Below are 22,863 nucleotides of genomic sequence, written 5' to 3'. Positions count from 1 at the left end.
GCTCAGCGACCTCCACCCGGCGCGCTCCCCTCGCTTGCCTTACGGCACGAGGGGTTTTTTGTTGCACAGGCGCTTTTCGTGCAGCTGCCGAACACCGTACAAACCTCGCAAAAACCCTCAGCATCGAGAAGAGACTGACGATGACCGAGCAGGCCACCGGGGCCCATCCGCAGCCGCGGCCCCGATCCGGAGGACACCAGTCCGCCCCCGAGCACGTCACGGGTGCGCAGTCCCTCATCCGCTCTCTCGAGGAGGTCGGGGCCGACACGGTATTCGGCATTCCCGGCGGCGCGATCCTGCCCGCGTACGACCCCCTGATGGACTCGACCCGGGTGCGTCACGTCCTGGTCCGCCACGAGCAGGGAGCCGGCCACGCGGCCACCGGCTACGCCCAGGCCACCGGCAAGGTCGGCGTCTGCATGGCCACTTCGGGCCCCGGCGCCACCAACCTGGTCACCCCGATCGCGGACGCCCACATGGACTCGGTGCCGCTCGTGGCGATCACCGGGCAGGTGGCCTCGAAGGCGATCGGCACCGACGCCTTCCAGGAGGCGGACATCGTCGGCATCACGATGCCGATCACCAAGCACAACTTCCTCGTCACCAAGGCCGAGGACATCCCGCGGGTCATCGCGCAGGCCTTCCACATCGCCTCCACCGGCCGCCCCGGCCCGGTGCTGGTCGACATCGCCAAGGACGCCCTGCAGGCGCAGACCACGTTCTCCTGGCCGCCGGTGATGGACCTGCCCGGCTACCGCCCGGTGACCAAGCCGCACGCCAAGCAGATCCGCGAGGGCGCCAAGCTGATCACCCAGGCCAAGCGGCCCGTCCTGTACGTCGGCGGCGGCGTCATCAAGGCCGGTGCCACCGCCGAGCTGAAGGTCCTCGCCGAACTCACCGGAGCCCCCGTCACCACCACCCTGATGGGGCTCGGCGCATTCCCCGACAGCCACCCGCTGCACGTGGGGATGCCGGGTATGCACGGTGCGGTCACAGCCGTCACCGCGCTGCAGAAGGCCGACCTGATCGTCGCCCTCGGAACCCGCTTCGACGACCGCGTCACCGGCAAGCTGGACAGCTTCGCCCCGCACGCCAAGATCGTCCACGCCGACATCGACCCCGCCGAGATCGGCAAGAACCGCGCCGCCGACGTGCCGATCGTCGGGGACGCGCGCGAGGTCATCGCCGACCTCATCCAGGCCGTGCAGAAGGAGCACAGCGAGGGCCACCAGGGCGACTACAGCGCCTGGTGGAAGGACCTGTCCCGCTGGCGGGACACCTACCCGCTGGGCTACGACCTCCCCGAGGACGGCTCGCTCTCCCCGCAGCAGGTCATCGAGCGCATCGGACAGCTCGCGCCCGAGGGCACGATCTTCGCGGCGGGCGTCGGCCAGCACCAGATGTGGTCCGCGCACTTCATCCAGTACGAGAAGCCCGCGACCTGGCTGAACTCCGGCGGCGCCGGCACGATGGGCTACGCGGTCCCGGCCGCGATGGGCGCCAAGGCCGGCGTGCCGGAGCGGACGGTCTGGGCGATCGACGGCGACGGCTGCTTCCAGATGACCAACCAGGAGCTCACCACCTGCGCCCTGAACAACATCCCGATCAAGGTCGCCGTCATCAACAACGGCGCCCTCGGGATGGTCCGCCAGTGGCAGACCCTCTTCTACAACCAGCGGTACTCCAACACCGTGCTGCACTCCGGCCCCGATGACGTCAACCCGGAGGCCAGGGGCACCCGCGTCCCCGACTTCGTGAAGCTGTCGGAGGCCATGGGCTGCTACGCGATCCGCTGCGAGTCCCCGGACGACCTCGACAAGGTCATCGAAGAGGCGAACTCCATCAACGACCGGCCCGTCGTCGTCGACTTCATCGTCCACGAGGACGCGATGGTGTGGCCGATGGTCGCCGCCGGCACCTCCAACGACGAGATCATGGCCGCCCGGGACGTCCGCCCCGACTTCGGCGACAACGAAGACGACTGAGCGAGAGAGACGTAAAAGACCATGTCCAAGCACACGCTCTCCGTCCTGGTGGAGAACACCCCGGGCATCCTGGCCCGGATCGCCGCCCTCTTCTCCCGCCGCGGCTTCAACATCGACTCGCTCGCCGTCGGTGTCACCGAGCACCCCGACATCTCCCGTATCACCATCGTCGTCAGCGTGGACGACCTCCCGCTGGAGCAGGTGACGAAGCAGCTCAACAAGCTCGTCAACGTGCTGAAGATCGTCGAGCTGGAGCCCGCGCAGGCGGTTCAGCGCGAACTCGTTCTGGTGAAGGTCAAGGCCGACAACGAGACGCGCTCCCAGATCGTGGAGATCGTCCAGCTCTTCCGCGCCAAGACCGTCGACGTCTCCCCGGAGGCCGTGACCATCGAGGCCACCGGCAGCAGCGACAAGCTGTCCGCCATGCTCAAGATGCTGGAACCCTTCGGCATCAAGGAGCTCGTGCAGTCCGGCACGATCGCGATCGGCCGCGGCGCCCGCTCCATCACGGACCGTTCGCTGCGGGCCCTCGACCGCAGCGCGTAGCGCGTACGGGCGGTTCCGGCCGCCCGTATACCGAGACCCCGAGACTTCCCTTCCGCTCGCCGTCATACGGTGGGACGCAACACCTGCACACAAGGAGAGAACCCAAAGTGGCCGAGCTGTTCTACGACGCCGACGCCGACCTGTCCATCATCCAGGGCCGCAAGGTCGCGGTCATCGGTTACGGCAGCCAGGGCCACGCCCACGCGCTGTCGCTCCGTGACTCGGGTGTCGACGTCCGCGTCGGTCTGCACGAGGGCTCCAAGTCCAAGGCGAAGGCCGAGGAGCAGGGCCTGCGCGTGGTGACGCCCGCCGAGGCCGCCGCCGAGGCCGACGTCATCATGATCCTGGTCCCGGACCCGATCCAGGCCCAGGTCTACGAGGAGTCCATCGCCCCGAACCTGAAGGACGGCGACGCGCTGTTCTTCGGCCACGGCCTGAACATCCGCTTCGACTTCATCAAGCCCCCGGCGGGCGTCGACGTGTGCATGGTCGCCCCCAAGGGCCCGGGCCACCTGGTGCGCCGCCAGTACGAGGAGGGCCGCGGCGTTCCCTGCATCGTCGCCGTCGAGCAGGACGCCACCGGCAACGGCTTCGCGCTGGCGCTGTCGTACGCCAAGGGCATCGGCGGCACCCGCGCCGGCGTCATCAAGACGACCTTCACCGAGGAGACCGAGACCGACCTCTTCGGCGAGCAGGCCGTCCTGTGCGGTGGCACCTCCGCCCTGGTCAAGGCCGGCTTCGAGACCCTGGTCGAGGCGGGCTACCAGCCGGAGATCGCCTACTTCGAGTGCCTGCACGAGCTGAAGCTGATCGTCGACCTCATGTACGAGGGCGGCCTGGAGAAGATGCGCTGGTCCGTCTCCGAGACCGCCGAGTGGGGCGACTACGTCACCGGCCCGCGGATCATCACCGACGCCACCAAGGCCGAGATGAAGAAGGTCCTCGCCGAGATCCAGGACGGCACCTTCGCCCGTGAGTGGATGGCCGAGTACCACGGCGGTCTGAAGAAGTACAACGAGTACAAGACGCAGGACTCCGAGCACCTGCTGGAGACCACCGGCAAGCAGCTGCGCAAGCTGATGAGCTGGGTCGACGAGGAGGCGTAAGCCTCATGGCCACGGGGCCGGAGCGGACCGCTCCGGCCCCGTTGTCCAACCCGTCGCATCACGGACGGGTGATCCTTCCGCAGAGGCGCAAGACGACCACTGCCGCGCCACTACACTGCCGTAATACATACGCGTCAGGCCCACAGCGTCGTGCGTCTTCCACGCGGCTCAAGCGGCCCTCGGGTCGCGACACCCCTCCACCGCCTGCGGCCGTCGGGACGGCCGTCCGCATTGGACTTGTGAGGACTCACGTGAGCTCGAAACCCGTCGTACTCATCGCTGAAGAGCTGTCGCCCGCCACCGTGGACGCGCTTGGCCCGGACTTCGAGATCCGGCACTGCAACGGAGCGGACCGAGCCGAACTGCTCCCGGCCATCGCCGACGTCGACGCGATCCTGATCCGCTCGGCCACCAAGGTGGACGCCGAGGCCATCGCCGCCGCGCACAAGCTGAAGGTCGTCGCACGAGCCGGCGTCGGCCTGGACAACGTCGACGTCTCCGCCGCCACCAAGGCCGGCGTGATGGTCGTCAACGCCCCCACCTCGAACATCGTGACCGCCGCCGAGCTGGCCTGCGGTCTGCTCGTCGCCACCGCCCGCCACATCCCGCAGGCCAACGCCGCGCTGAAGAACGGCGAGTGGAAGCGCAGCAAGTACACGGGCGTGGAGCTGGCGGAGAAGACGCTGGGTGTCGTGGGCCTGGGCCGCATCGGTGCCCTCGTCGCGCAGCGCATGTCCGCCTTCGGCATGAAGGTCGTCGCCTACGACCCCTACATCCAGCCCGCCCGCGCCGCGCAGATGGGCGTCAAGGTGCTGTCGCTGGACGAGCTGCTCGAGGTCTCCGACTTCATCACCGTCCACCTCCCCAAGACCCCCGAGACCCTCGGCCTCATCGGCGACGAGGCGCTGCGCAAGGTCAAGCCGAGCGTGCGCATCGTCAACGCCGCGCGCGGCGGGATCGTCGACGAGGAGGCGCTGTACTCGGCGCTGAAGGAGGGCCGGGTCGCCGGCGCCGGTCTCGACGTGTACGCCAAGGAGCCCTGCACCGACTCCCCGCTGTTCGAGTTCGACCAGGTGGTGTGCACCCCGCACCTCGGCGCGTCGACGGACGAGGCCCAGGAGAAGGCCGGTATCGCCGTCGCCCGCTCGGTGCGCCTCGCCCTCGCCGGTGAGCTCGTGCCCGACGCGGTGAACGTCCAGGGCGGTGTCATCGCCGAGGACGTCAAGCCGGGTCTGCCCCTCGCGGAGCGCCTCGGCCGCATCTTCACCGCGCTCGCGGGCGAGGTCGCCGTCCGCCTCGACGTCGAGGTCTACGGCGAGATCACCCAGCACGACGTGAAGGTGCTGGAGCTGTCCGCCCTCAAGGGTGTCTTCGAGGACGTCGTCGACGAGACCGTCTCCTACGTCAACGCCCCGCTGTTCGCCCAGGAGCGTGGCGTCGAGGTGCGGCTGACGACCAGCTCGGAGTCGGCCGACCACCGCAACGTCGTCACCGTCCGCGGCACCCTCGGCAACGGCGAGGAGGTGTCGGTCTCCGGCACCCTGGCCGGCCCCAAGCACCTGCAGAAGATCGTCGCCGTCGGCGAGTACGACGTCGACCTCGCCCTCGCCGACCACATGGTGGTCCTGCGGTACGAGGACCGTCCCGGTGTCGTCGGCACCGTGGGCCGCATCCTCGGCGAGGCGGGCATCAACATCGCCGGTATGCAGGTCTCCCGTTCGGTCGCCGGCGGCGAGGCGCTGGCCGTGCTGACCGTCGACGACACGGTGCCCTCCGGGGTGCTGGGTGAGGTGGAGACGGAGATCGGGGCGACGTTCGCTCGATCCGTGAACCTCGTCTGAGGTTGCGGTCGGTGCTGGGGGCTGCCGCCCCCAGGCCCCCGCTTCGGCCCTGAGGGGCCTCGTCCTCAAACGCCGGACGGGCTGAAGTGCGCCCGTCCGGCGTTCGTGTGTTCCGTTACTTGTCGCCGACGCGGATTCCCTGCAAGGCCCGCGCTGCCAGCACCGCCGCCCCCGCGAGCAGCACCGCCCCCGCGATGGCCGCGCCCTGCATCCCGTTGGTGAAGGCCTCTCGTGCCGTCGCCGCCAGCCCCGGGACCCGGTCGGCGACCGCCAGCGCGCCGCCCAGGGTCTCGTGGGCCACGTCCGGTGCCGAGGCCGGGATGTCGTGGCGGTAGATCGCCGTGCCGATCGAGCCGAGGATCGCCATGCCCAGCGCGCCGCCGAACTCGCCACCCGTCTCCATCAGGGAGGACGCCGAGCCGGCGCGTTCCACCGGGGCGCTGCTCAGCGCCAGGTCGGTGATCTGGGAGATGACCATGACGATGCCGGAGGCGAGGACGCCACAGGCGACCAGGACCAGCCAGAGGGAGTCGGTGTCCGCGAGGGCGAGCAGGCCGTAGCCGCAGGCCCCGACGGCGAAACCGGCGGTGACGACATGGGCGCGGTCGACTCCCTTCTGGACCAGGGTGGTCGCCAGCGGGGCCGCCATGCCGATCGGCACCGAGGGGAGCAGGGCCCACAGGGCCGCCTCCATCGCGCTCTTGCCGAGCACCGACTGCAGGTACTGCGTGGTGAAGTACGCCGAGCCCATCATGGCGAACGAGCCGATGAGGTTGAGGACGACCGAGGGGGCGAAGCCGCGGCCGCGGAAGAGGGCCGGGTCGATCATCGGTGAGGCCGTGGTGCGCTGGCGGTGGACGAACGCGGCCGCGAAGAGCAGGCCGACGGTGATCGAGACGACGTACTGCGCGTGCCAGCCCTCGGACGGGATCTCCTTCAGGCCGTAGATCACCGGGAGCACGCCCGCCATCGACAGCGGGACGCTCGGCCAGTCGAAGCGGCCCGGGTTCGGGTCCTTCGACTCCGGCAGCAGGAACGGGCCGAGGATCAGCAGCAGCGCCATCGCGGGCAGGTTGACCAGGAAGACCGAGCCCCACCAGAAGTACTGGACCAGCACTCCGCTCATCACCGAGCCGAGCGCGATGCCCGCCGTCATGACGCCGGACCACAGGCCGATCGCCTTCGCGCGCTGGGCGGGGTCGGTGAACATCGTGCGGATCAGCGCCATCGTCGAGGGCATCAGGGTGGCGCCGCCGATGCCGAGGACCGCGCGGGCCGCGATCAGGGTCTCGGCGCTGTCGGCGTAGGCGGCGATCAGGGAGGCCGTGCCGAAGGCGGCGGCGCCCAGGAGCAGGAGCCTGCGGCGGCCCATCCGGTCGCCCAGCGAGCCCATCGTCATCAGCAGGCCGGCCAGGACGAAGGCGTAGATGTCGAAGATCCACAGCTGCTGAGTGCCGCTCGGCTCCAGGTCCGCGCTGATCGCCGGGATCGCGAAGTAGAGGACCGACACGTCCATCGAGACCAGCAGCAGCGGGAGCATCAGCACGCCCAGGGCGGTCCATTCGCGGCGGCCGGCGCGGGCGGTGCCGGCCGCGGTCGCGGTGGTGCTCGTCGAGTTCGTCATGCCGAGGAATGTACGCGCGTCTTAAACGATTGTCTAGAACGGCTGTATAAATCGTTCGTCTAGGACGGTTGTATGGATCGAGCGGTAGGGTGGTCGGCATGGGACACCGTGAGGATCTGCTCGAGGGCGCCAAGCGCTGCCTGCTGGAGAAGGGGTTCCTGCGTACGACCGCGCGGGACATCGTCAAGGAGTCGGGGACGAACCTCGCCTCCATCGGCTACCACTACGGGTCGAAGGACGCGCTGCTGGCCCAGGCCTACATCGCGCTGGTGGAGGACATGTCCTTCGAGGGGGACGCCGGCATCGGCGGTGCGCCCGGGTCGCTGGAGCGTTTCCGGGAGGTCTGGTCGAACATCGTCGACTCCATGCGGGAGCCCGGATCGATGTGGCGGCTGAGCATGGAGATCATGGGCATGGGCGACCGGCTTCCCGAGGTGCGCGAGCAGCTGTCCCGCGCGCAGCGCGAGGGCGGCCGGGGACTGGTCTCGCTGCTGCAGGGCGTACCGGAGGAGGAGGTGTCGGACGAGACCGCCGACAGCCTCGGCCGGTTCTACATGACCCTGATGTCGGGACTCATCTCGCAGTGGACGTTCGACCCGAAGACCGCGCCCGACGCCGAGTCGCTCACCGACGGACTGCGGCAGGTGATCGAGGGCGTCAGGAACGGCTGAGCCCTCGCGCCGGGCGAAGATCCCGCAGGGCCGGGGCCAGCGCGAGCGGCATCAGCAGCGCCGTCACCGTGAAGGCCCACGGGTAGCCGGTCGCCCCCGCCAGCACACCGAAGCCCGCGGCGCCGACGCCCATCCCGCCGTCGTAGGCCAGGTTCCACAGGGCGCTGACCGTGCCGTACGAGGACGGCGGGACCCGGGCGTACATGAGCGCGAGGGTGGAGTTCTGGGCGATACCGAACCCGGCGCCGAACAGGGCGGTTCCGACGATCACGGCGGCCGGGGTGCCGGTCGCCGCGGTCACGGCGACGCCCGCCGCCGACAGGAGCAGGCCGGGCACCACGAGCCGGGCGCTGCCGTGCCGGTCGCCGTGGCGGCCCGCCAGCCAGCGGGTCGCCGTCGCGGCCGCGGGCTGCACGAACAGAGCCACCGTGACGACACCGGAGTGCGCCTCGGGAACGGCCAGCGGCAGAAAGGTGACCATGATCCCGGCGGCCGTCGCGGTGGTCGCGAAGACGAGGACGGGGCGGAGCAGGGCGCCGGTGCGCAGGCCGCGCAGGACGCCGACGGGCCGGTCGTCCGGGCGGGGCCGCCGCTCCTGATCCCTTCCCACGGTCCTGCGCGTGTCCCCGGCAGGCAGTCCCAGCACCGAGACCGTCGCGGCGAGCGCGGCCGTCCCGCCGATCGCGGCGACCGTCCCGTAGCCCGCGTGCGTCACCAGCCACAGGCCCAGCGGCAGCGCGACCAGGGACGGCACCCCGGAGACCACGCCCACCAGGGCCAGCCCCTCGCCCCGGCGCTCGGCGGGAATCAGGGTCGCGGTCAGCGCGCCGCCCGCCACGATCGTCAGCGCGAAGCCCAGACCGCGCAGCAGGCACACGGCGACGATCCACGCGATGTCCGACGAGAGCGTCAGCACCAGGGCCGGGGCGCCGAGCAGGACCAGGCCGGCCACGAGGGTCGGACGATAGCCGTGGCGGGCGACCAGGCGGGGCGTGATCAGCTCGCCGAGGACGGTGGCGAGCATCAGGGAGCCGGTGGCGAGGCCCGCCGCGTTCCCGCCGCCCGACCGGGCCGCGTGGGCGGGGACGACCGAAAGCAGCAGGAAGAAGCTGACGCTCGCGCCGACCAGGCTCACGAAGCGCAGCAGCAGGGGCCGGGTCAGCAGCGACGGTCGCGCCGGGGCCGTCCGGGGAGGGCAGTTCGCCGAAGTCGTCATACCGTCGACGGTAGAGACGTACCGGCCCTCCGCTAAGCTCCAATTCCATGCCTGTGCAGTGGGCCGGTTTGTCACCCGAGCTCCTTGTGACGCTCGACCGGGAGAGCGGGCAGCGGCTGTCCGCGCAGCTGGAGGGCCAGTTGCGGGACGCCGTCCGCTCGGGCCGGCTGCGGGCGGGCGAGCGCCTGCCGTCCTCCCGGGAACTCGCGCGGGTGCTGGGCCTGTCCCGGGGACTCGTCCAGGACTGCTACGCCCAGCTCCAGGCCGAGGGCTACCTCGTCACCCGGGTCGGTTCGGCCACCCGCGTGGCCGCCTGCGCGCAGGTGCCCGACGCCCCCGCGCCGCCTCCGCCCGACGCGGCGCCCCGCATGATCGCCGACTTCCGCCACGGCGTACCGGACCTGACCTCCTTCCCCGTCACCGACTGGCTCTGGGCGACCAGGGAGGCGGCCCGGCGCATGCCGACCGCCGAACTCGACTACGGCGACCCACAAGGCAGTTGGGCGCTGCGCGAGGTCGTGGCCGGCTATCTGGGCCGGGTCCGGGGCGCCGCGGCCGACCCCGCCCGTACCGTCGTCTGCTCCGGCTACGCACAGGGGCTGAGCCTCGCCCTGCGCGCCCTGGCCCGTGCCGGAGTGCGCGTCGTGGCCTACGAGGACCCGGGCGGTCCGGCCACGGCGACGGCGGCCGCGGAGGCGGCGGGGCTGACGGCGGTACCGGTCCCGGTCGACGAAGAGGGCCTCGACGTGGCGGAGCTGGACGCCACCGGCGCTCGGGCGGTGATCGTCACCCCGGCCCACCAATGGCCGACCGGCGTGGTGCTGGCGCCCGCCCGCCGTCACGCGCTGATCGAGTGGGCGGCGCGCCGGGACGCGTACGTCGTCGAGGACGACTACGACGCCGAGTTCCGCTACGACCGCGAACCCGTGGGCGCGCTCCAGGGGTTGGCCGCCGACCGGGTGGTCTCCATCGGCACCGTGAGCAAGTCCCTCGCACCCGCGCTCCGTCTGGGCTGGCTGCTGTGCCCGCCCGCTCTGCTGGAGGCGCTCGCCGACCACAAGCGCGTCGCCGACCGCGGCTCACCCACCCTCGACCAGCTGGCCCTCGCCCGTCTGATCGAGTCCGGCCGCTACGACCGCCACCTGCGCCGCATGCGCTCCGTGTACGCCGCCCGCCGCACCACCCTCCTCTCCGCCCTGGCCCAACACGCCCCCGCGATACGGCTGTCGGGGCTGGCGGCCGGGTTCCACGCGGTGGCGCACCTGCCCGGGGACACCCAGGAGGAGACGGTCGTGGCGCGGGCCCGCGCCCGCGGGGTGGGCCTGTACGGCATGAGCGCCTGCCGGACCTCCGGCGCCACGGTCCCCCCACAACTCGTCCTGGGCTTCGGCCATGTGCCGGACCGTGCGATCACCGAGGGCGTGGCGGCCGTGGCGGATCTGCTCGGCGGGCCGTGAGGGAGGCGGGCTACAGCCGCGCCCCCTTGAGCGCCATGTGGAGCAGCAGCCGGTCCTCGCCGTCGGCCAGGTCGAGGCCGGTGAGCTTCTCGACGCGGGAGAGGCGGTAGTAGAGGGTCTGGCGGTGGATGCCCAGTTCCGCCGCCGTGCGCCCGGCCTGGCCGGCGCGGTCGAGGTACACCTCGGCGGTGTGGGCCAGTTCGCGGTGGGCGGGGGAGAGCAGGACCTGTACGGCGGCATCGTGCGCCGTCTCCGGGGGCAGTGCGGTCAGCAGCCGGAACGGGCCGATGTGCGCCCACTCGGCGACCGGGCCGAGCCGGGGCTCCGCCAGGGCCGCCCGCGCCGCGGCCGACGCCTCCCGCCAGGACGTGCCCAGTTCCGCGAGGCCGGCGCGCGCGGTGGCGAGCCCCGCGGCCGTCCGGACCGGGCCCAGCCGCCCCGCCCGCTCCAGCAGCCGCCCCGCCGCCGACGTCGCCGGCGTCAGCACGTCCGCCGAGCGCAGCCGCACCAGCAGGGCGAGGCACTGGTCGGCGGCCGCCCAGGGCACCGTGCACAGCGCCGTCGCACCCGGCACCGTACGCACCGAGGGCGCGTCGTCCGGGTCGGCGGAGGGCCAGGGCGCCACGCAGACCATCGTGTGGGGGCCGTCGGCGCGGGAGCCGAGGGCGGTGCGCAGCTCGGCCACCGCCATGTCCCGCCGCCAGTCCCGCTCGGCGGTCAGCACCGCACGCAGCTCACGCGTGAGGTCGGCGCCGTGCTGGGCCTCGTCGGCGAGGAGGGCTCCGATGCGGACGGTGACCTCCATGGCGGCCGTCAGCTGCTGGTCGGTCGGGCCCGGGTCGGAGTCCAGCAGCCAGACGTAGCCGAGGACGACGCCACGGTGGCGTACGGGCAGACAGATCCGCCCCCGGTACACGCCCGCCTCGGGCGTCGGCGGGATACGGACCGGACCCGTCGCCCGGGTGATGCCGAAGCCCTCGAACCAGGTGCGGACGGCCGCGGTGGAGCGCCGGGTGAGGATCGAGCGGGTGCGGACGGGGTCCAGCGCCGACGCGTCCAGCTCGCCCTCGCTGTCGTACGCCCCGAAGGCGATCAGCTCGAAGTCGCGGTTCTCCAGTGTCGCGGGGGCGCCGAGGAGCTCCGAGATCTCGTCGACCAGTTCCTGGTAGTCACCTTGGTTGTCGGCCGTCACACGGGCATTCTCCCGCACGACCCCAGGTGCTTCATACATCTGTCTGAGATCTGTGGCATAGATGCGTGACAGCTGTCGATGGCTGACGATCGGAGGGATCCTTAGGTTTCACGGTGGTTCTATCTGCTGGTTTGTGGAGGTGCCCCGTGCTGGGTCCCGTGATTCTTGCCGCGTCGCGCAGCGACCGGATGCGACGCCTGATCTCGGCGGCCCCGGTGACCAAGCAGGTCGTCGAGCGCTTCATCCCGGGCGAGACGGTCGACGAGATCGTGCCGATCGTCCGCGAGCTCACGGGCAGGGGCCTGGAGCTGACCATGGACGTCGTCGGCGAGGACATCACCCGGCCGGAGCAGGCCGCCGCCGCCCGCGACGCCTACCTGGAGCTCGTCGAGCGGCTGGGCGAGCTTGAGCTGGGCGCCCGCGCCGAGATGTCGGTGAAGCTGTCGATGTTCGGCCAGGCGCTGCCCGGCGGACACGAGCTCGCCCTCGCCAACGTCCGTCCGGTCGTCGAGGCGGCCGCCGCCATCGGTACGACCGTCACGCTCGACGCCGAGGACCACACCACCCTCGACTCGATGTTCGCCATCCACGAGGAGCTGCGGAAGGACTTCCCGCAGACCGGCTGCGTCATCCAGGCCTACCTCTTCCGCACCGAGGCCGACGCCCGCCGCCTCGCCGCGGCCGGCAGCCGGGTGCGGCTGGTCAAGGGTGCGTACAAGGAGCCCGCCGAGGTCGCTTACCAGCAGAAGCAGGAGATCGACAAGGCGTACGTGCGGATCCTGCGGATCCTCATGGAGGGCGAGGGGTATCCGATGATCGGCTCCCACGACCCGCGCCTGATCTCGATCGGCCAGGAACTGGCCCGCCGGGCCGGCCGCAAGCCCGACGAGTACGAGTTCCAGATGCTGTACGGCATCCGCAGCGACGAGCACCTCCGGCTCGCCGCCGAGGGCCACCGCATGCGCGTCTACACCGCCTACGGCACCGACTGGTACGGCTACTTCATGCGCCGGCTGGCGGAGAAGCCCGCCAACCTGCGGTTCTTCGCGCGCAGCATGATCAGCAAGGGCTGAGGCAGCCACCCTCCCACCCACCTCCCCGCGACACCCGCTCACGTACAAGGAGTTACGGAACCCATGGACGCTGTGACCCAGGTCCCCGCCCCCGTCAACGAGCCGGTGCACGGCTACGCCCCCGGTTCGCCCGAGCGTGCCCGGCTGGAGGCCAAGCTCAAGGAGCTCGCCGAGAACCCGATGGACCTGCCGATGACCATCGGCGGCGAGAAGCGGATGGGCGGCGGTGAGCCTTTCCAGGTCGTCCAGCCGCACAACCACAAGGCCGTCCTCGGCACCCTGCGCCACGCCACTCACCAGGACGCGCGCGACGCCATCGACGCGGCCCTCGCCGCCGCGCCGGCCTGGCGCGCGATGTCCTTCGACGACCGTGCCGCCATCGTCCTGCGCGCCGCCGAACTGCTCGCCGGCCCGTGGCGCGAGACAATCGCCGCGTCCACCATGCTCGGCCAGTCGAAGACCGCCCAGCAGGCGGAGATCGACAGCCCCTGCGAGCTCGTCGACTTCTGGCGCTTCAACGTCCACTACGCCCGCCAGATCCTGGCCGAGCAGCCCCCGGCCAACTCCCCGGGCGTGTGGAACCGCCTCGACCACCGTCCGCTGGAGGGCTTCGTCTACGCGATCACGCCCTTCAACTTCTCGGCGATCGCGGCCAACCTGCCCACCGCCCCCGCCCTCATGGGCAACGTCGTGGTGTGGAAGCCGTCCCCCACCCAGACCCACGCCGCCGTCCTGCTGATGGAGCTGCTGGAGGAGGCGGGTCTGCCCAAGGGCGTCATCAACCTCGTCACCGGCGACGGCATCGAGGTCTCCGAGGTCGCCCTGGAACACCGCGACCTCGCCGGCATCCACTTCACCGGCTCCACCAAGACCTTCCAGTACCTGTGGAAGACGGTCGGCAACAACATCGAGAAGTACCGCTCCTACCCGCGTCTGGTCGGCGAGACCGGCGGCAAGGACTTCCTCGTCGCCCACCCGAGCGCCGACCGCGCGGTGCTGAAGACCGCCCTCACCCGCGGCGCCTTCGAGTACCAGGGCCAGAAGTGCTCGGCCACCTCCCGGGCGTACCTGCCGGCGTCCATCTGGAACTCCGGCTTCAAGGAGGAGTTCGCGGCCGAGGTCGACTACCTGACCATGGGTGACGTCACCGACCTGGCCAACTTCATCGGCGCCGTCATCGACGACCGTGCCTTCGCCAAGAACAAGGCCGCCATCGACCGCGCCAAGTCCGACCCGACCTGCACGATCGTCGCGGGTGGCACCTACGACGACTCCGTCGGCTGGTTCGTCCGCCCGACCGTCGTCGAGTGCACCGACCCGGAGAACGAGGTGTTCCGCACCGAGTACTTCGGCCCCTTCCTCGCCGTGTACGTCTACGAGGACGACAAGTACGACGAGATGCTGACGCAGATGGAGTCCGTCTCCGACTACGCGCTCACCGGCTCGGTCGTCTCCAACGACCGTGCCGCGGCGGCGTACACGATGGAGAAGCTGCGCTACGCGGCCGGCAACTTCTACATCAACGACAAGTCGACCGGTGCCGTCGTCGGCCAGCAGCCCTTCGGCGGCGGCCGCGCCTCCGGCACCAACGACAAGGCCGGCGCCCCGCAGAACCTGCTGCGCTGGACGCTGACCCGCGCCATCAAGGAGACCCTGGTCCCGCCGACCGACTACACCTACCCGCACATGGGCTGACGCCCGCGGACACACGGACGGGCCGGGTCGCGGCGACCCGGCCCGTCCGCGTGCTCAACCGGGCATCTCCGTCCGCTCCCACCACTCGTACACCGGCAGCGTGCCCTCCGCGGTGTCCGCCTGGCGCGGGGTGGGGCGGAAGTGCTCGTAGCCGTTGCGGAGTTCGATCTTCAGGTCGGCGCCGGGTGTGGTGACCGCGACGATGCGCGCGGGCAGGTCCTGCGGGCCGCCTTCGAGAAGTGCCTTGACCTTGTCGTTCATGACCTCACCGTTCCCTGTGTCGGATCGGATGCGTCTGCCGGCCGGGAGTCAGTCCGGCAGGACGAGTACGAGGCCGCCCTTGATGTGGCCGGCCTCGCCCAGTTCGTGTGCCTTGGCCGCCTCGGCGAACGGCAGGGCCGCCTCGACGTGGACGCGGACGCGGTCGCCGGCGAGGAGGGCGGCGACCTTGGCGAGGCGTTCCCCCGACGGCTCCGCCTGGACGACCGCGAAGCGCATCCCGCGGGCCTCCACGTCCTCCGGGGACAGGCCCAGGTCGCCGGGGACCGCCGCGAGCAGCAGGCCGTTCGGGCGGAGGGTGTTCAGGGTGCGCGGGCCGAAGTCGCCGCCGACCAGGTCGAGGGCCGCGTCGATGTCGTGCACCGTGTCGGAGAAGTCGACGCTGGTGTGGTCGACGAGTTCGTCCGCGCCCAGGTCGTACAGGAAGCCGTGGCAGTCGGCGCGTTCGGTTGCGACGACGTACGCGCCCTCCGCCTTGGCGAGCTGGACGGCGGTGTGACCGATGGCGCCGGCCGCCGCGTGGATCAGCACCCGGCTGCCGGGACCGATCCGGGCGATGTCGATCAGGGCCTGCCAGGCGATGAGGGCCGCCGTCGGGGCGGCGGCCGCGTGGACGTGGTCGACGCCGGCGGGCTTCGCGGCGAAACGGTCGGCGGGAGCGGTGACGTGGCTGGCGTACCCACCGGCGTCGATCATGCCGAAGACCTCGTCTCCGGGGCGGAAGCGGGTGACGGACCCGCCGACGGCCTCCACGGTGCCGGAGACGTCCCGGCCGAGTGTGAACGGGGGCTCCCCGAGGAGCGGGGCGGTGCCCGAGCGCACCAGCAGGTCGACGGGGTCGACTCCCGCGGCCCGTACCCGCATCAGCACCTCGTCCGGGGCCGGCGCGGGGCGGGGGCGGTCCTCGACGGTCAGGACCTCCGGTCCGCCGAAGCGGTGCTGGGTGATCACAGTTGCGCGGGGTTGTTCCGTGGCCATCGGGTCTCCCTCCCGAGTACGGACCGAGTACGGACCTGCGGCCGGCCCGCATGACCGCCTTCCGCCCATCGTGGCCCCCGGGCTCCGACCCGTACATCGTCCCAGACTTCCCCGACCTCCGCCGCCTCGAAAGCGCAGCTCAGAGCCGTGCGACCCAATGCACCGTCTCAGATAGTAGGAAGTCCGAGTAATTGTGGAGACAGACACGGTCGGCTCCCTTAGCTTTGTAGGAGCCGAACGTCTCGCTCGACAAGCGAATGGCGGTCAGGAGCCGGGCCCCGAGCAGGTAACCCCTGCGGCACCGCTCCCCGCCCCTTCCGGCGTCTCGTAACCCCCTTTATGGCACTCCCCGATGTCGAAGGAGTCGATTTCCCATGGCCGAGACGACCGCCCGCCGCCGAGTCCGTCACACCTCCCGTACGAGCGAGTCCGACCGCAAGGCCGCCGCGGCCGCTCTCCAGCGCGCCCTGGACCGCAGGGACAACGGCGGTTCGACCGGCCACTGAGCCGGGCATCATCCACCAGCCGGGAGCCGCCCGCATGAGGTGCGGCGCGGAGTCACACCCCGCGCCGCACCTCGAAGTGGTCGATGCGCTCGCCGTTCTGCGCCAGCGCCGACACCTTCAGGACCGGCCGGGGGCCGCTCACCGCCTCCACCGACAGCAGTGAGAAGCCGCGGTAGCGCACCCTCGACCACTCCACCGTCTCCTCGGCGGCCGACCGTGACCTCGTCCACCGGAAGGTGTCGACGGGCTCGTGGCGCGTCACGTGCCCCTCGTAGCTCTCCCGCACTCCGGACGGGAAGCCGTACAGGTCCCGGCCCCCGCCGCCCGCGGTGACGTACACGGTCCCGTCGCGCGTCGGGTCCGTCGAGGCGCCGATGGGGACCGCGCGTCCGACCGCGCCGCCCCGGACGGCGTCCGTCCGCTCGTAGACGTGGTTGTGGCCGTTGATCACCAGATCCACCTGGTGCCGGGCGAACAGCGGCACCCATGCGGCGCGCACCCCGCCGTCGGAGGCGTGCGTGGACGTCGAGTAGGCACAGTGGTGGAAGAAGACGACGACGAAGTCCACGCCCTTCGACGACCGCAGCTCGCCCAGCTTGTCGTCCAGCCACCTGGTCTGCTTCCCGCCCGTGTGGCCGAGGTTGGCGGGGATCTCGTACGACACGTCGTTGGCGTCCAGCGCCACGAAACCGACGTTGCCGTACGTGAACGCGTACGCGCCGGGCGAGTGGCGTGCGTCGAAGCCGCTCTCCGGGAGGGAGAAGCGGGCCAGCTGGCCGCCGTAGCCGTCCGGCGAGTACCAGGCCTCCATGTCGTGGTTGCCGGTGGTCACCATCCACGGCACCGAGCCGGCGACCGGCTCGTTCTGCTTGAGGAACAGGTCCCAGTACGCGGGGTCGTAGCCGTCCGACCTGCTGCCGCGGCCGTTGGTGTCGGCGTAGCAGATGTCGCCCGCGTGCAGGTGGAAGGCGGGTTTGCGGCGGAGCACGAGGTGGTCGTTCGCGGCAGCCGCCTGGCTGACGCCCTGGTCGCCGAAGGCCGTGAAGACGAACCTCTCCGGCGTCGCGGGCGCGGTGCGGAAGGAGGCGATGGTGGCGCGGTGCGCGGGCGCGGCCGGGTCGAAGCCCTCGTGGCCGACGCCGTAGTAGTACGTCGTGCCCGGCAGCAGGCCGTCGAGGGCGGCGTGCAGGTAGTACTGCTGCAGGGCCGGGCGCACACCGGTGACGCCGGGGGTGTGCAGGCCCCGGACCTCGGCCGGGACCCGCCGGCCCAGGTCGTCCGGCCGCACGCCGACGCGCACGTACGGCCCGCGCACCGCGAGCGGCACCTGCCAGGACACCCGCATCTGCGTCTTCGGGTCGGCGCCGAAGGCGAGGTGGCGGCCGAAGGGGGCGACGGCCGAGCCGTGCACCGCGGAGGCCGAGGAGGGGGCCGCCGGCGACCGGGACGCCGTACCCGGTGATCCGCCGCTGCCGCCGCAGCCCGCCAGCACTCCGCCCGCCGCCACCGCGCCCGCCGTCACCAGCGTGCGCCGCGGCACCAGCTTCGCCCGCAGGTACTCGTGCTGCTCGGCCATGCTCATCCGGTGCGCGAGCCGGGGCGGAATGCCGAAGTCGGGGAGGTCCATGGAGAGGACGTTCCCCCCGGTTGCCGACGCCCGCCATACGCAGGGGTGAACGAGGGGTGACGCGTTGACGCGATGCCGCCCGATGTCCGTATCGCGGACAGCGCATGTCATCCCATGGGACGAGGAGTAGGGTGCCGACATGTCTCGCAGCATCGATCTCGCAGTGATCCCCGGTGACGGCATCGGGCAGGAAGTCGTGGCCGAAGGCCTCAAGGTCCTCTCCGCCGTCCTCCCGCAGGATGTGAAGCTGGAGACCAAGGAGTACGACTTCGGCGCCAAGCGCTACCACGCCACCGGTGAGACCCTCACGGACGCCGACCTCGACTCCCTCAAGGGGCACGACGCCATCCTGCTCGGCGCCATCGGCGACCCGTCGGTCCCCTCCGGCGTCCTGGAGCGAGGCTTCCTGCTCAAGCTCCGCTTCGCCTTCGACCACCACGTCAACCTGCGGCCGAGCAAGCTGCTCCCGGGTGTGGCGACCCCCCTCGCCGGTGAGCCGCAGATCGACTTCGTCGTCGTCCGCGAGGGCACCGAGGGCCCGTACACCGGCAACGGCGGCACCATCCGCAAGGGCACCGAGCACGAGATCGCCACCGAGGTCTCCGTCAACACCGCCTTCGGTGTGGAGCGCGTGGTCCGGGACGCCTTCGCCCGCGCCCAGGCCCGCCCCCGCAAGAAGCTCGCGCTGATCCACAAGAACAACGTGCTGACCTTCGCGGGCCACCTGTGGACGAACGTCTTCAACAAGGTGGCCGCGGAGTTCCCCGAGGTCACCACCGAGTACATGCACGTGGACGCGGCGACCATCTACCTGGTCACGCAGCCCGAGCGCTTCGACGTGATCGTCACCGACAACCTCTTCGGCGACATCATCACCGACCTCGCCGCGGCCGTCTCCGGCGGCATCGGCGTCGCCGCGAGCGGCAACATCAACCCCTCCGGCGAGTTCCCGTCGATGTTCGAGCCGGTCCACGGCTCCGCGCCGGACATCGCGGGCCAGGGCAAGGCCGACCCCACCGCCACGGTCCTGTCCGTCGCCCTGCTCCTGCGCCACCTCGGCTACGAGAGCGAGGCCGAGCGCATCGACGCGGCGGTCGCCGCCGACCTCACCGAGCGCGTCGGTAAGCCCGCCCGCTCCACGTCGGAGATCGGCGACGCGCTGGCCGTACGAGTAGCCGGCTGACCGGGCGGTTCACTCGAAAAGCATCCGAAGCCGCCGGGTCACTCGCACCCGGCGGCTTTCGCATGTCCCCCGCCGGGTGCCACCATCATCCCCTGGGTCGCATTCACGCCGTTTTCTTCCCCGGCTCCCCGCTTGCGATAATCGAACGTGGAGCCGCGGATTGAGGGAATGCTCGGACGTCCTAGCACTGGCCACTGGCAGTGAAGGGCGTGGCGCGGCCCGTCACTACACAACCGGTGAAGGACAACCACTCATGACGACGCCCACGATCGAGCTCAAGCCCTCCGCCAGCCCGCTCGCCGCCGCCGAGCGCGCGGCGATCCTGGCGAACCCCGGGTTCGGCCGCCACTTCACCGACCACATGGTGACGATCAAGTGGACCGAGGGCCGCGGCTGGCACGACGGCCAGCTCGTGCCGTACGCCCCGCTCTCCCTCGACCCCGCCACGATGGTCCTGCACTACGCGCAGGAGATCTTCGAGGGCCTGAAGGCCTACCGCCAGCCCGACGGCTCCGTCGCCACCTTCCGCCCCGAGAAGAACGCCGAACGCTTCCAGCGCTCCGCGCACCGCCTCGGCATGCCCGAGCTGCCGGTCGAGACGTTCATCGAGGCCTGTGACGCCCTGGTCCAGCAGGACAAGGCGTGGGTGCCCGCGCACGGCGGCGAGGAGTCGCTCTACCTCCGCCCGTTCATGATCGCGACCGAGGTCGGCCTGGGCGTCAAGCCCGCCAACGAGTACCTCTTCCTGGTCATCGCATCCCCGGCCGGCGCCTACTTCCCCGGCGGCGTCAAGCCGGTCACCATCTGGCTCTCCGAGAACCGCGTCCGCGCCGTCCCCGGCGGCACCGGCGACGCCAAGACCGGCGGCAACTACGCCGCCTCCCTCCTCGCCCAGGCCGAGGCCGCCGCCAAGGGCTGCGACCAGGTCTGCTACCTCGACGCGGTCGAGCACAAGTGGGTCGAGGAACTCGGCGGCATGAACCTGTACTTCGTCTACGGGAACAAGATCGTCACGCCGACCCTGACGGGCTCCATCCTGGAGGGCGTCACCCGCGACAGCCTCCTCGCCGTCGCCCGCGACCTCGGCTACGAGTCCGAGGAGGGCCGCGTCTCCATCGACCAGTGGCAGCGTGACGCCGAGAACGGCGCCCTCACCGAGGTCTTCGCCTGCGGCACGGCGGCCGTCATCACCCCCGTCGGCACGGTCAAGCGCGAGAGGGCCGAGTGGCAGCAGGCGGGCGGCGAACCCGGCGAGGTCACCATGAAGCTGCGCGAGGCACTGCTGAACATCCAGCGCGGCACCTCCGAGGACAAGCACGGCTGGATGCACCGGCTCGGATAGTCCCTGGTCCCCGGCCGCCGGCCCGACACCGGCCGGCGGTTCGACGCGTATCGCCTCCCCCGTGCGGGTATCCACTGATTCCGCGGAACACGGGGGAGGGGAGCGCGGGGTGCGTGCTGGGCCGATACCGCGGCTGCGATGGCTGATCCGGGCGTTGCGCACACCGCGCCGCCCGCAGAGCCTGACGGTGCTGGCGCTGCTGGCCGTCGTGGCGGGGCTGCTGCTGTGGCGGGCCGCCGGCATGGACAGCTACAGCGCCAACCTCGCCCTCAACCTGGGCACCGACCTCGTCGGCGTGGTCGTCACCGTCTTCGTCATCGGGCCGCTGATCTCCCGGGCCCAGGAAGGGCGGGTGCGCGAGCACACCCGGCTCGACTACGAGTGGTTCGCCGCGCAGGTCCACGGCTCCACCTCCAACGTGAAGGTGCTGGACACCTTCTCCAACCTCTTCGGACCGCAGTTCTCCGAACGCCTCTTCCGCGGTGTCCGCTCGGCCACCGCGCACGGCGCCCGGGTGCAGATCCTGCTGCTCGACCCGGACTCCCTCGCCGTGATCCTGCGGGGACGCGAACTGGGCGAGCAGAGCGCCGACATCCGCCGGGACATCATGCGCAACCTGCGCACCCTGGACCGGTTCGCGCGGCAACTCGACGAGCAGTCCCGCAGCCTGCTGGAGGTGCGGCTGTGCTCGACGTCCCCCGGAGTGACGCTCTACCGCTGGGACGAGCGCTGTCTTGTCTCCTTCCTCACCGTCGGCCGGCTCTCCGGCGAGGGCGTCCAGCTGGAGGTCGCGGTCCGCTCCCCGCTCGGCACCTTCGTCGAACAGCGCTTCGACGAGCTGTGGCAGCAGGGCAAGCCGATGGAACGGTTCACCCATCTGCCGGTCACCCTGGTCGACGCGGCCGACGGGCGACGGGAGTTCACCTGCCGCTTCGTCTTCGTCGACGACTGCCCGTACGTCGAGGCGCCCGACCTCGTCACCTACCTCGCCCGGCGCCGCCTCGACCAGCTCTCCGCCCACAGCGAGGCCCTGGGGCGCGGCCGGGCGCACGAGGTGATCGTCGTCGACGACCGCAGCGCGCTGCACGAGCAACTCATCCAGTACTTCGCGGAGAAGTACGATGCGCAGGCGGCCGCCTTCGTCGAGTTGCGGCCGCCCACGGTCCTGGTCACGGAATAGAGGGCCCTGCTCCATGAGTTCACCGCACCACCCGCGTTTCCGCGCCTTCACGCCCCGTGACCTGGACGGTCTGCTGCGGCGCGTGTCCCTGACCGACGCCGACCGGCTCGCGCTGCGCGCCGTCGCGGCCGTTCTGCCGTTCCGCACGAACGCCTACGTCGTCGACGAACTCATCGACTGGTCGGCCGTACCCGACGACCCCGTCTTCCGGCTGACCTTCCCGCAGGCCGGCATGCTGCCCGCCCCCGACCTGCGCCGGATGACCGGGCTGCTGGCAGGGGACGCGCCCCGGGCCGAGATCCAGCGCGCGGCGCACGAGATCCGCATGAAGCTCAACCCGCACCCCTCCGGCCAGCTCGACGCCAACGTCCCCGTGCACGAGGGCCGCCGGCTGACGGGCCTGCAGCACAAGTACCCGGAGACGGTGCTGCTCTTCCCGCGCCAGGGCCAGACCTGCCACGCCTACTGCACGTACTGCTTCCGCTGGCCGCAGTTCGTCGGCGAGGCCGAACTGCGCATCGCCACCGACGACATCGCGACCACCTCCGCCTATCTGCGCGCCCACCCCGAGGTCACCAGCGCCCTGATCACGGGTGGCGACCCGCTGGTGATGAGCACCGAGGTGCTACGGCGGTACGTGGAGCCGCTGCTGGAGATCGACACCGTCCGCTCGATCCGCGTCGGCACCAAGTCCCTCGCGTTCTGGCCTTACCGTTTCACCGCCGACCGCGACGCCGACGACCTGCTGCGCCTGTTCGAGCAGGTCGTGGCGAGCGGCCGGCACCTCGCCCTGATGGCCCACTTCACCCACCCCCGGGAGCTGGCACCGCCGGTCGTGCGCGAGGCCGTGCGCAGGGTGCGCGACACGGGCGCCGTGATCCGCTGCCAGGGGCCGCTGGTGGCCGGGATCAACGACAGCGCGGACGCCTGGGCCGAGCTGTGGGACACGACGACCACCCTCGGCGCGGTGCCGTACTACCAGTTCGTGGAGCGCGACACCGGACCCCAGGGCTACTTCGGGGTCCCCCTGGTCCGCGCCCACCGGATCTTCCGTGACGCCTACGCCCGGGTGTCCGGTCTGGCCCGCACGGTCCGCGGGCCGGTGATGTCGGCGATGCCGGGCAAGGTGTGCGTGGACGGTGTCGCGGAGGTGGCCGGCGAGAAGGTCTTCGTGCTGCACCTGATCCAGGCGCGGAACCCGGACCTCGTCGGCCGGCCGTTCTTCGCCGCGTACGACGAGGGGGCGACCTGGTTCAGCGATCTGAAGCCGGCGTTCGGGGCGAGCGCGTTTCTGCCGGGACTGGACGTGGGCTGACCTGTGCTCGGCGTTCTCGTGGCCGTCGTCCGGGGCTGCCGCCCCCA

19 protein-coding genes are annotated in these 22,863 nt (G+C 71.2%); 13 read left to right on the top strand and 6 right to left on the bottom strand.

All coding sequences use genetic code 11. From position 1 onward, the window contains the following. Window positions 1-140: 140 nt before the first annotated feature. The 4 genes from ACQF4J_RS15560 to serA all read left to right on the top strand — a co-directional run bounded on the left by ACQF4J_RS15560 (window position 141) and on the right by serA (window position 5,478). Window positions 141-1,985 (top strand): acetolactate synthase large subunit, encoded by a 1,845-nt coding sequence (locus tag ACQF4J_RS15560; RefSeq protein ID WP_351574372.1) that lies wholly within the window; start codon window positions 141-143, stop codon window positions 1,983-1,985. 21 nt (window positions 1,986-2,006) lie between these two features. Further along, a complete protein-coding gene (ilvN, locus tag ACQF4J_RS15555; RefSeq protein ID WP_058923010.1) occupies window positions 2,007-2,531 on the top strand; it encodes an acetolactate synthase small subunit in 525 nt (174 codons plus the stop codon). A 107-nt stretch (window positions 2,532-2,638) separates the two neighbouring features. Further along, entirely contained in the window at window positions 2,639-3,637 is a 999-nt protein-coding gene (ilvC, locus tag ACQF4J_RS15550; RefSeq protein WP_200700185.1) for a ketol-acid reductoisomerase, read from the top strand. A 251-nt stretch (window positions 3,638-3,888) separates the two neighbouring features. After that, window positions 3,889-5,478 carry a phosphoglycerate dehydrogenase gene (serA, locus tag ACQF4J_RS15545; RefSeq protein ID WP_351574368.1) on the top strand — a complete coding sequence of 530 codons (1,590 nt, stop codon included), beginning with the start codon at window positions 3,889-3,891 and terminating at the stop codon, window positions 5,476-5,478. A gap of 115 nt (window positions 5,479-5,593) precedes the next feature. On the opposite strand, the gene ACQF4J_RS15540 is transcribed toward serA, so the two are convergent. Next, complete coding sequence (locus ACQF4J_RS15540) at window positions 5,594-7,102, bottom strand: MFS transporter (protein WP_427165833.1); 1,509 nt, start codon at window positions 7,100-7,102, stop codon at window positions 5,594-5,596. A 98-nt stretch (window positions 7,103-7,200) separates the two neighbouring features. Between ACQF4J_RS15540 and ACQF4J_RS15535 the strand changes: the two genes are divergently transcribed. Further along, window positions 7,201-7,773, top strand: a complete 573-nt coding sequence (locus ACQF4J_RS15535; protein WP_351574362.1) for a TetR/AcrR family transcriptional regulator — start codon at window positions 7,201-7,203, stop codon at window positions 7,771-7,773. Here ACQF4J_RS15535 and ACQF4J_RS15530 read toward each other — a convergent pair. Beyond that, window positions 7,760-8,989 carry an MFS transporter gene (locus ACQF4J_RS15530; RefSeq protein ID WP_427165831.1) on the bottom strand — a complete coding sequence of 410 codons (1,230 nt, stop codon included), beginning with the start codon at window positions 8,987-8,989 and terminating at the stop codon, window positions 7,760-7,762. The genes ACQF4J_RS15535 and ACQF4J_RS15530 overlap by 14 nt on opposite strands. A gap of 47 nt (window positions 8,990-9,036) precedes the next feature. Between ACQF4J_RS15530 and ACQF4J_RS15525 the strand changes: the two genes are divergently transcribed. Further along, window positions 9,037-10,446 (top strand): PLP-dependent aminotransferase family protein, encoded by a 1,410-nt coding sequence (locus ACQF4J_RS15525; protein ID WP_427165829.1) that lies wholly within the window; start codon window positions 9,037-9,039, stop codon window positions 10,444-10,446. A gap of 10 nt (window positions 10,447-10,456) precedes the next feature. On the opposite strand, the gene ACQF4J_RS15520 is transcribed toward ACQF4J_RS15525, so the two are convergent. Next, window positions 10,457-11,677: a PucR family transcriptional regulator gene (locus tag ACQF4J_RS15520; protein ID WP_427165827.1), complete on the bottom strand. Its 1,221-nt coding sequence runs from the start codon at window positions 11,675-11,677 to the stop codon at window positions 10,457-10,459. Between the two features lie 107 nt (window positions 11,678-11,784). Between ACQF4J_RS15520 and ACQF4J_RS15515 the strand changes: the two genes are divergently transcribed. Together ACQF4J_RS15515 and pruA are read left to right on the top strand one after the other, a co-directional pair. Beyond that, complete coding sequence (locus ACQF4J_RS15515; protein ID WP_351574350.1) at window positions 11,785-12,711, top strand: proline dehydrogenase family protein; 927 nt, start codon at window positions 11,785-11,787, stop codon at window positions 12,709-12,711. A gap of 63 nt (window positions 12,712-12,774) precedes the next feature. Then, window positions 12,775-14,406 (top strand): L-glutamate gamma-semialdehyde dehydrogenase, encoded by a 1,632-nt coding sequence (gene pruA / locus ACQF4J_RS15510; RefSeq protein ID WP_351574348.1) that lies wholly within the window; start codon window positions 12,775-12,777, stop codon window positions 14,404-14,406. A gap of 54 nt (window positions 14,407-14,460) precedes the next feature. Here the strand turns inward: pruA and ACQF4J_RS15505 are convergent, their stop codons facing one another. Further along, complete coding sequence (locus ACQF4J_RS15505) at window positions 14,461-14,667, bottom strand: DUF5988 family protein (RefSeq protein WP_351574345.1); 207 nt, start codon at window positions 14,665-14,667, stop codon at window positions 14,461-14,463. A gap of 48 nt (window positions 14,668-14,715) precedes the next feature. Then, a complete protein-coding gene (locus tag ACQF4J_RS15500) occupies window positions 14,716-15,663 on the bottom strand; it encodes an NADP-dependent oxidoreductase (protein WP_427165825.1) in 948 nt (315 codons plus the stop codon). A 374-nt stretch (window positions 15,664-16,037) separates the two neighbouring features. On the opposite strand from ACQF4J_RS15500, the gene ACQF4J_RS15495 reads away from it, so the two are divergent. Beyond that, window positions 16,038-16,169 carry a hypothetical protein gene (locus ACQF4J_RS15495; protein WP_142142662.1) on the top strand — a complete coding sequence of 44 codons (132 nt, stop codon included), beginning with the start codon at window positions 16,038-16,040 and terminating at the stop codon, window positions 16,167-16,169. A gap of 52 nt (window positions 16,170-16,221) precedes the next feature. On the opposite strand, the gene ACQF4J_RS15490 is transcribed toward ACQF4J_RS15495, so the two are convergent. Further along, window positions 16,222-17,796, bottom strand: coding sequence for a purple acid phosphatase family protein (locus ACQF4J_RS15490; protein ID WP_351574339.1), 1,575 nt, complete (start codon window positions 17,794-17,796; stop codon window positions 16,222-16,224). A gap of 139 nt (window positions 17,797-17,935) precedes the next feature. On the opposite strand from ACQF4J_RS15490, the gene ACQF4J_RS15485 reads away from it, so the two are divergent. From ACQF4J_RS15485 to ACQF4J_RS15470, 4 genes are all read left to right on the top strand, one after another. Continuing rightward, window positions 17,936-18,979, top strand: a complete 1,044-nt coding sequence (locus tag ACQF4J_RS15485) for a 3-isopropylmalate dehydrogenase (protein WP_351574336.1) — start codon at window positions 17,936-17,938, stop codon at window positions 18,977-18,979. Window positions 18,980-19,232: 253 nt separating this feature from the next. Then, window positions 19,233-20,321, top strand: a complete 1,089-nt coding sequence (locus tag ACQF4J_RS15480; RefSeq protein WP_351574333.1) for a branched-chain amino acid aminotransferase — start codon at window positions 19,233-19,235, stop codon at window positions 20,319-20,321. Between the two features lie 109 nt (window positions 20,322-20,430). Next, window positions 20,431-21,501 carry a hypothetical protein gene (locus tag ACQF4J_RS15475; protein WP_351574330.1) on the top strand — a complete coding sequence of 357 codons (1,071 nt, stop codon included), beginning with the start codon at window positions 20,431-20,433 and terminating at the stop codon, window positions 21,499-21,501. Between the two features lie 13 nt (window positions 21,502-21,514). Further along, entirely contained in the window at window positions 21,515-22,816 is a 1,302-nt protein-coding gene (locus tag ACQF4J_RS15470; RefSeq protein ID WP_351574327.1) for a KamA family radical SAM protein, read from the top strand. Window positions 22,817-22,863 lie beyond the last annotated feature (47 nt).

The sequence above is a fragment of the Streptomyces sp. C1-1 genome (assembly GCF_050214755.1).
Classification (GTDB): Bacteria; Actinomycetota; Actinomycetes; order Streptomycetales; family Streptomycetaceae; genus Streptomyces.
The sequence above is the reverse complement of the archived record's forward strand: the minus strand, read 5'-3'. Positions and strand labels throughout refer to the sequence as shown.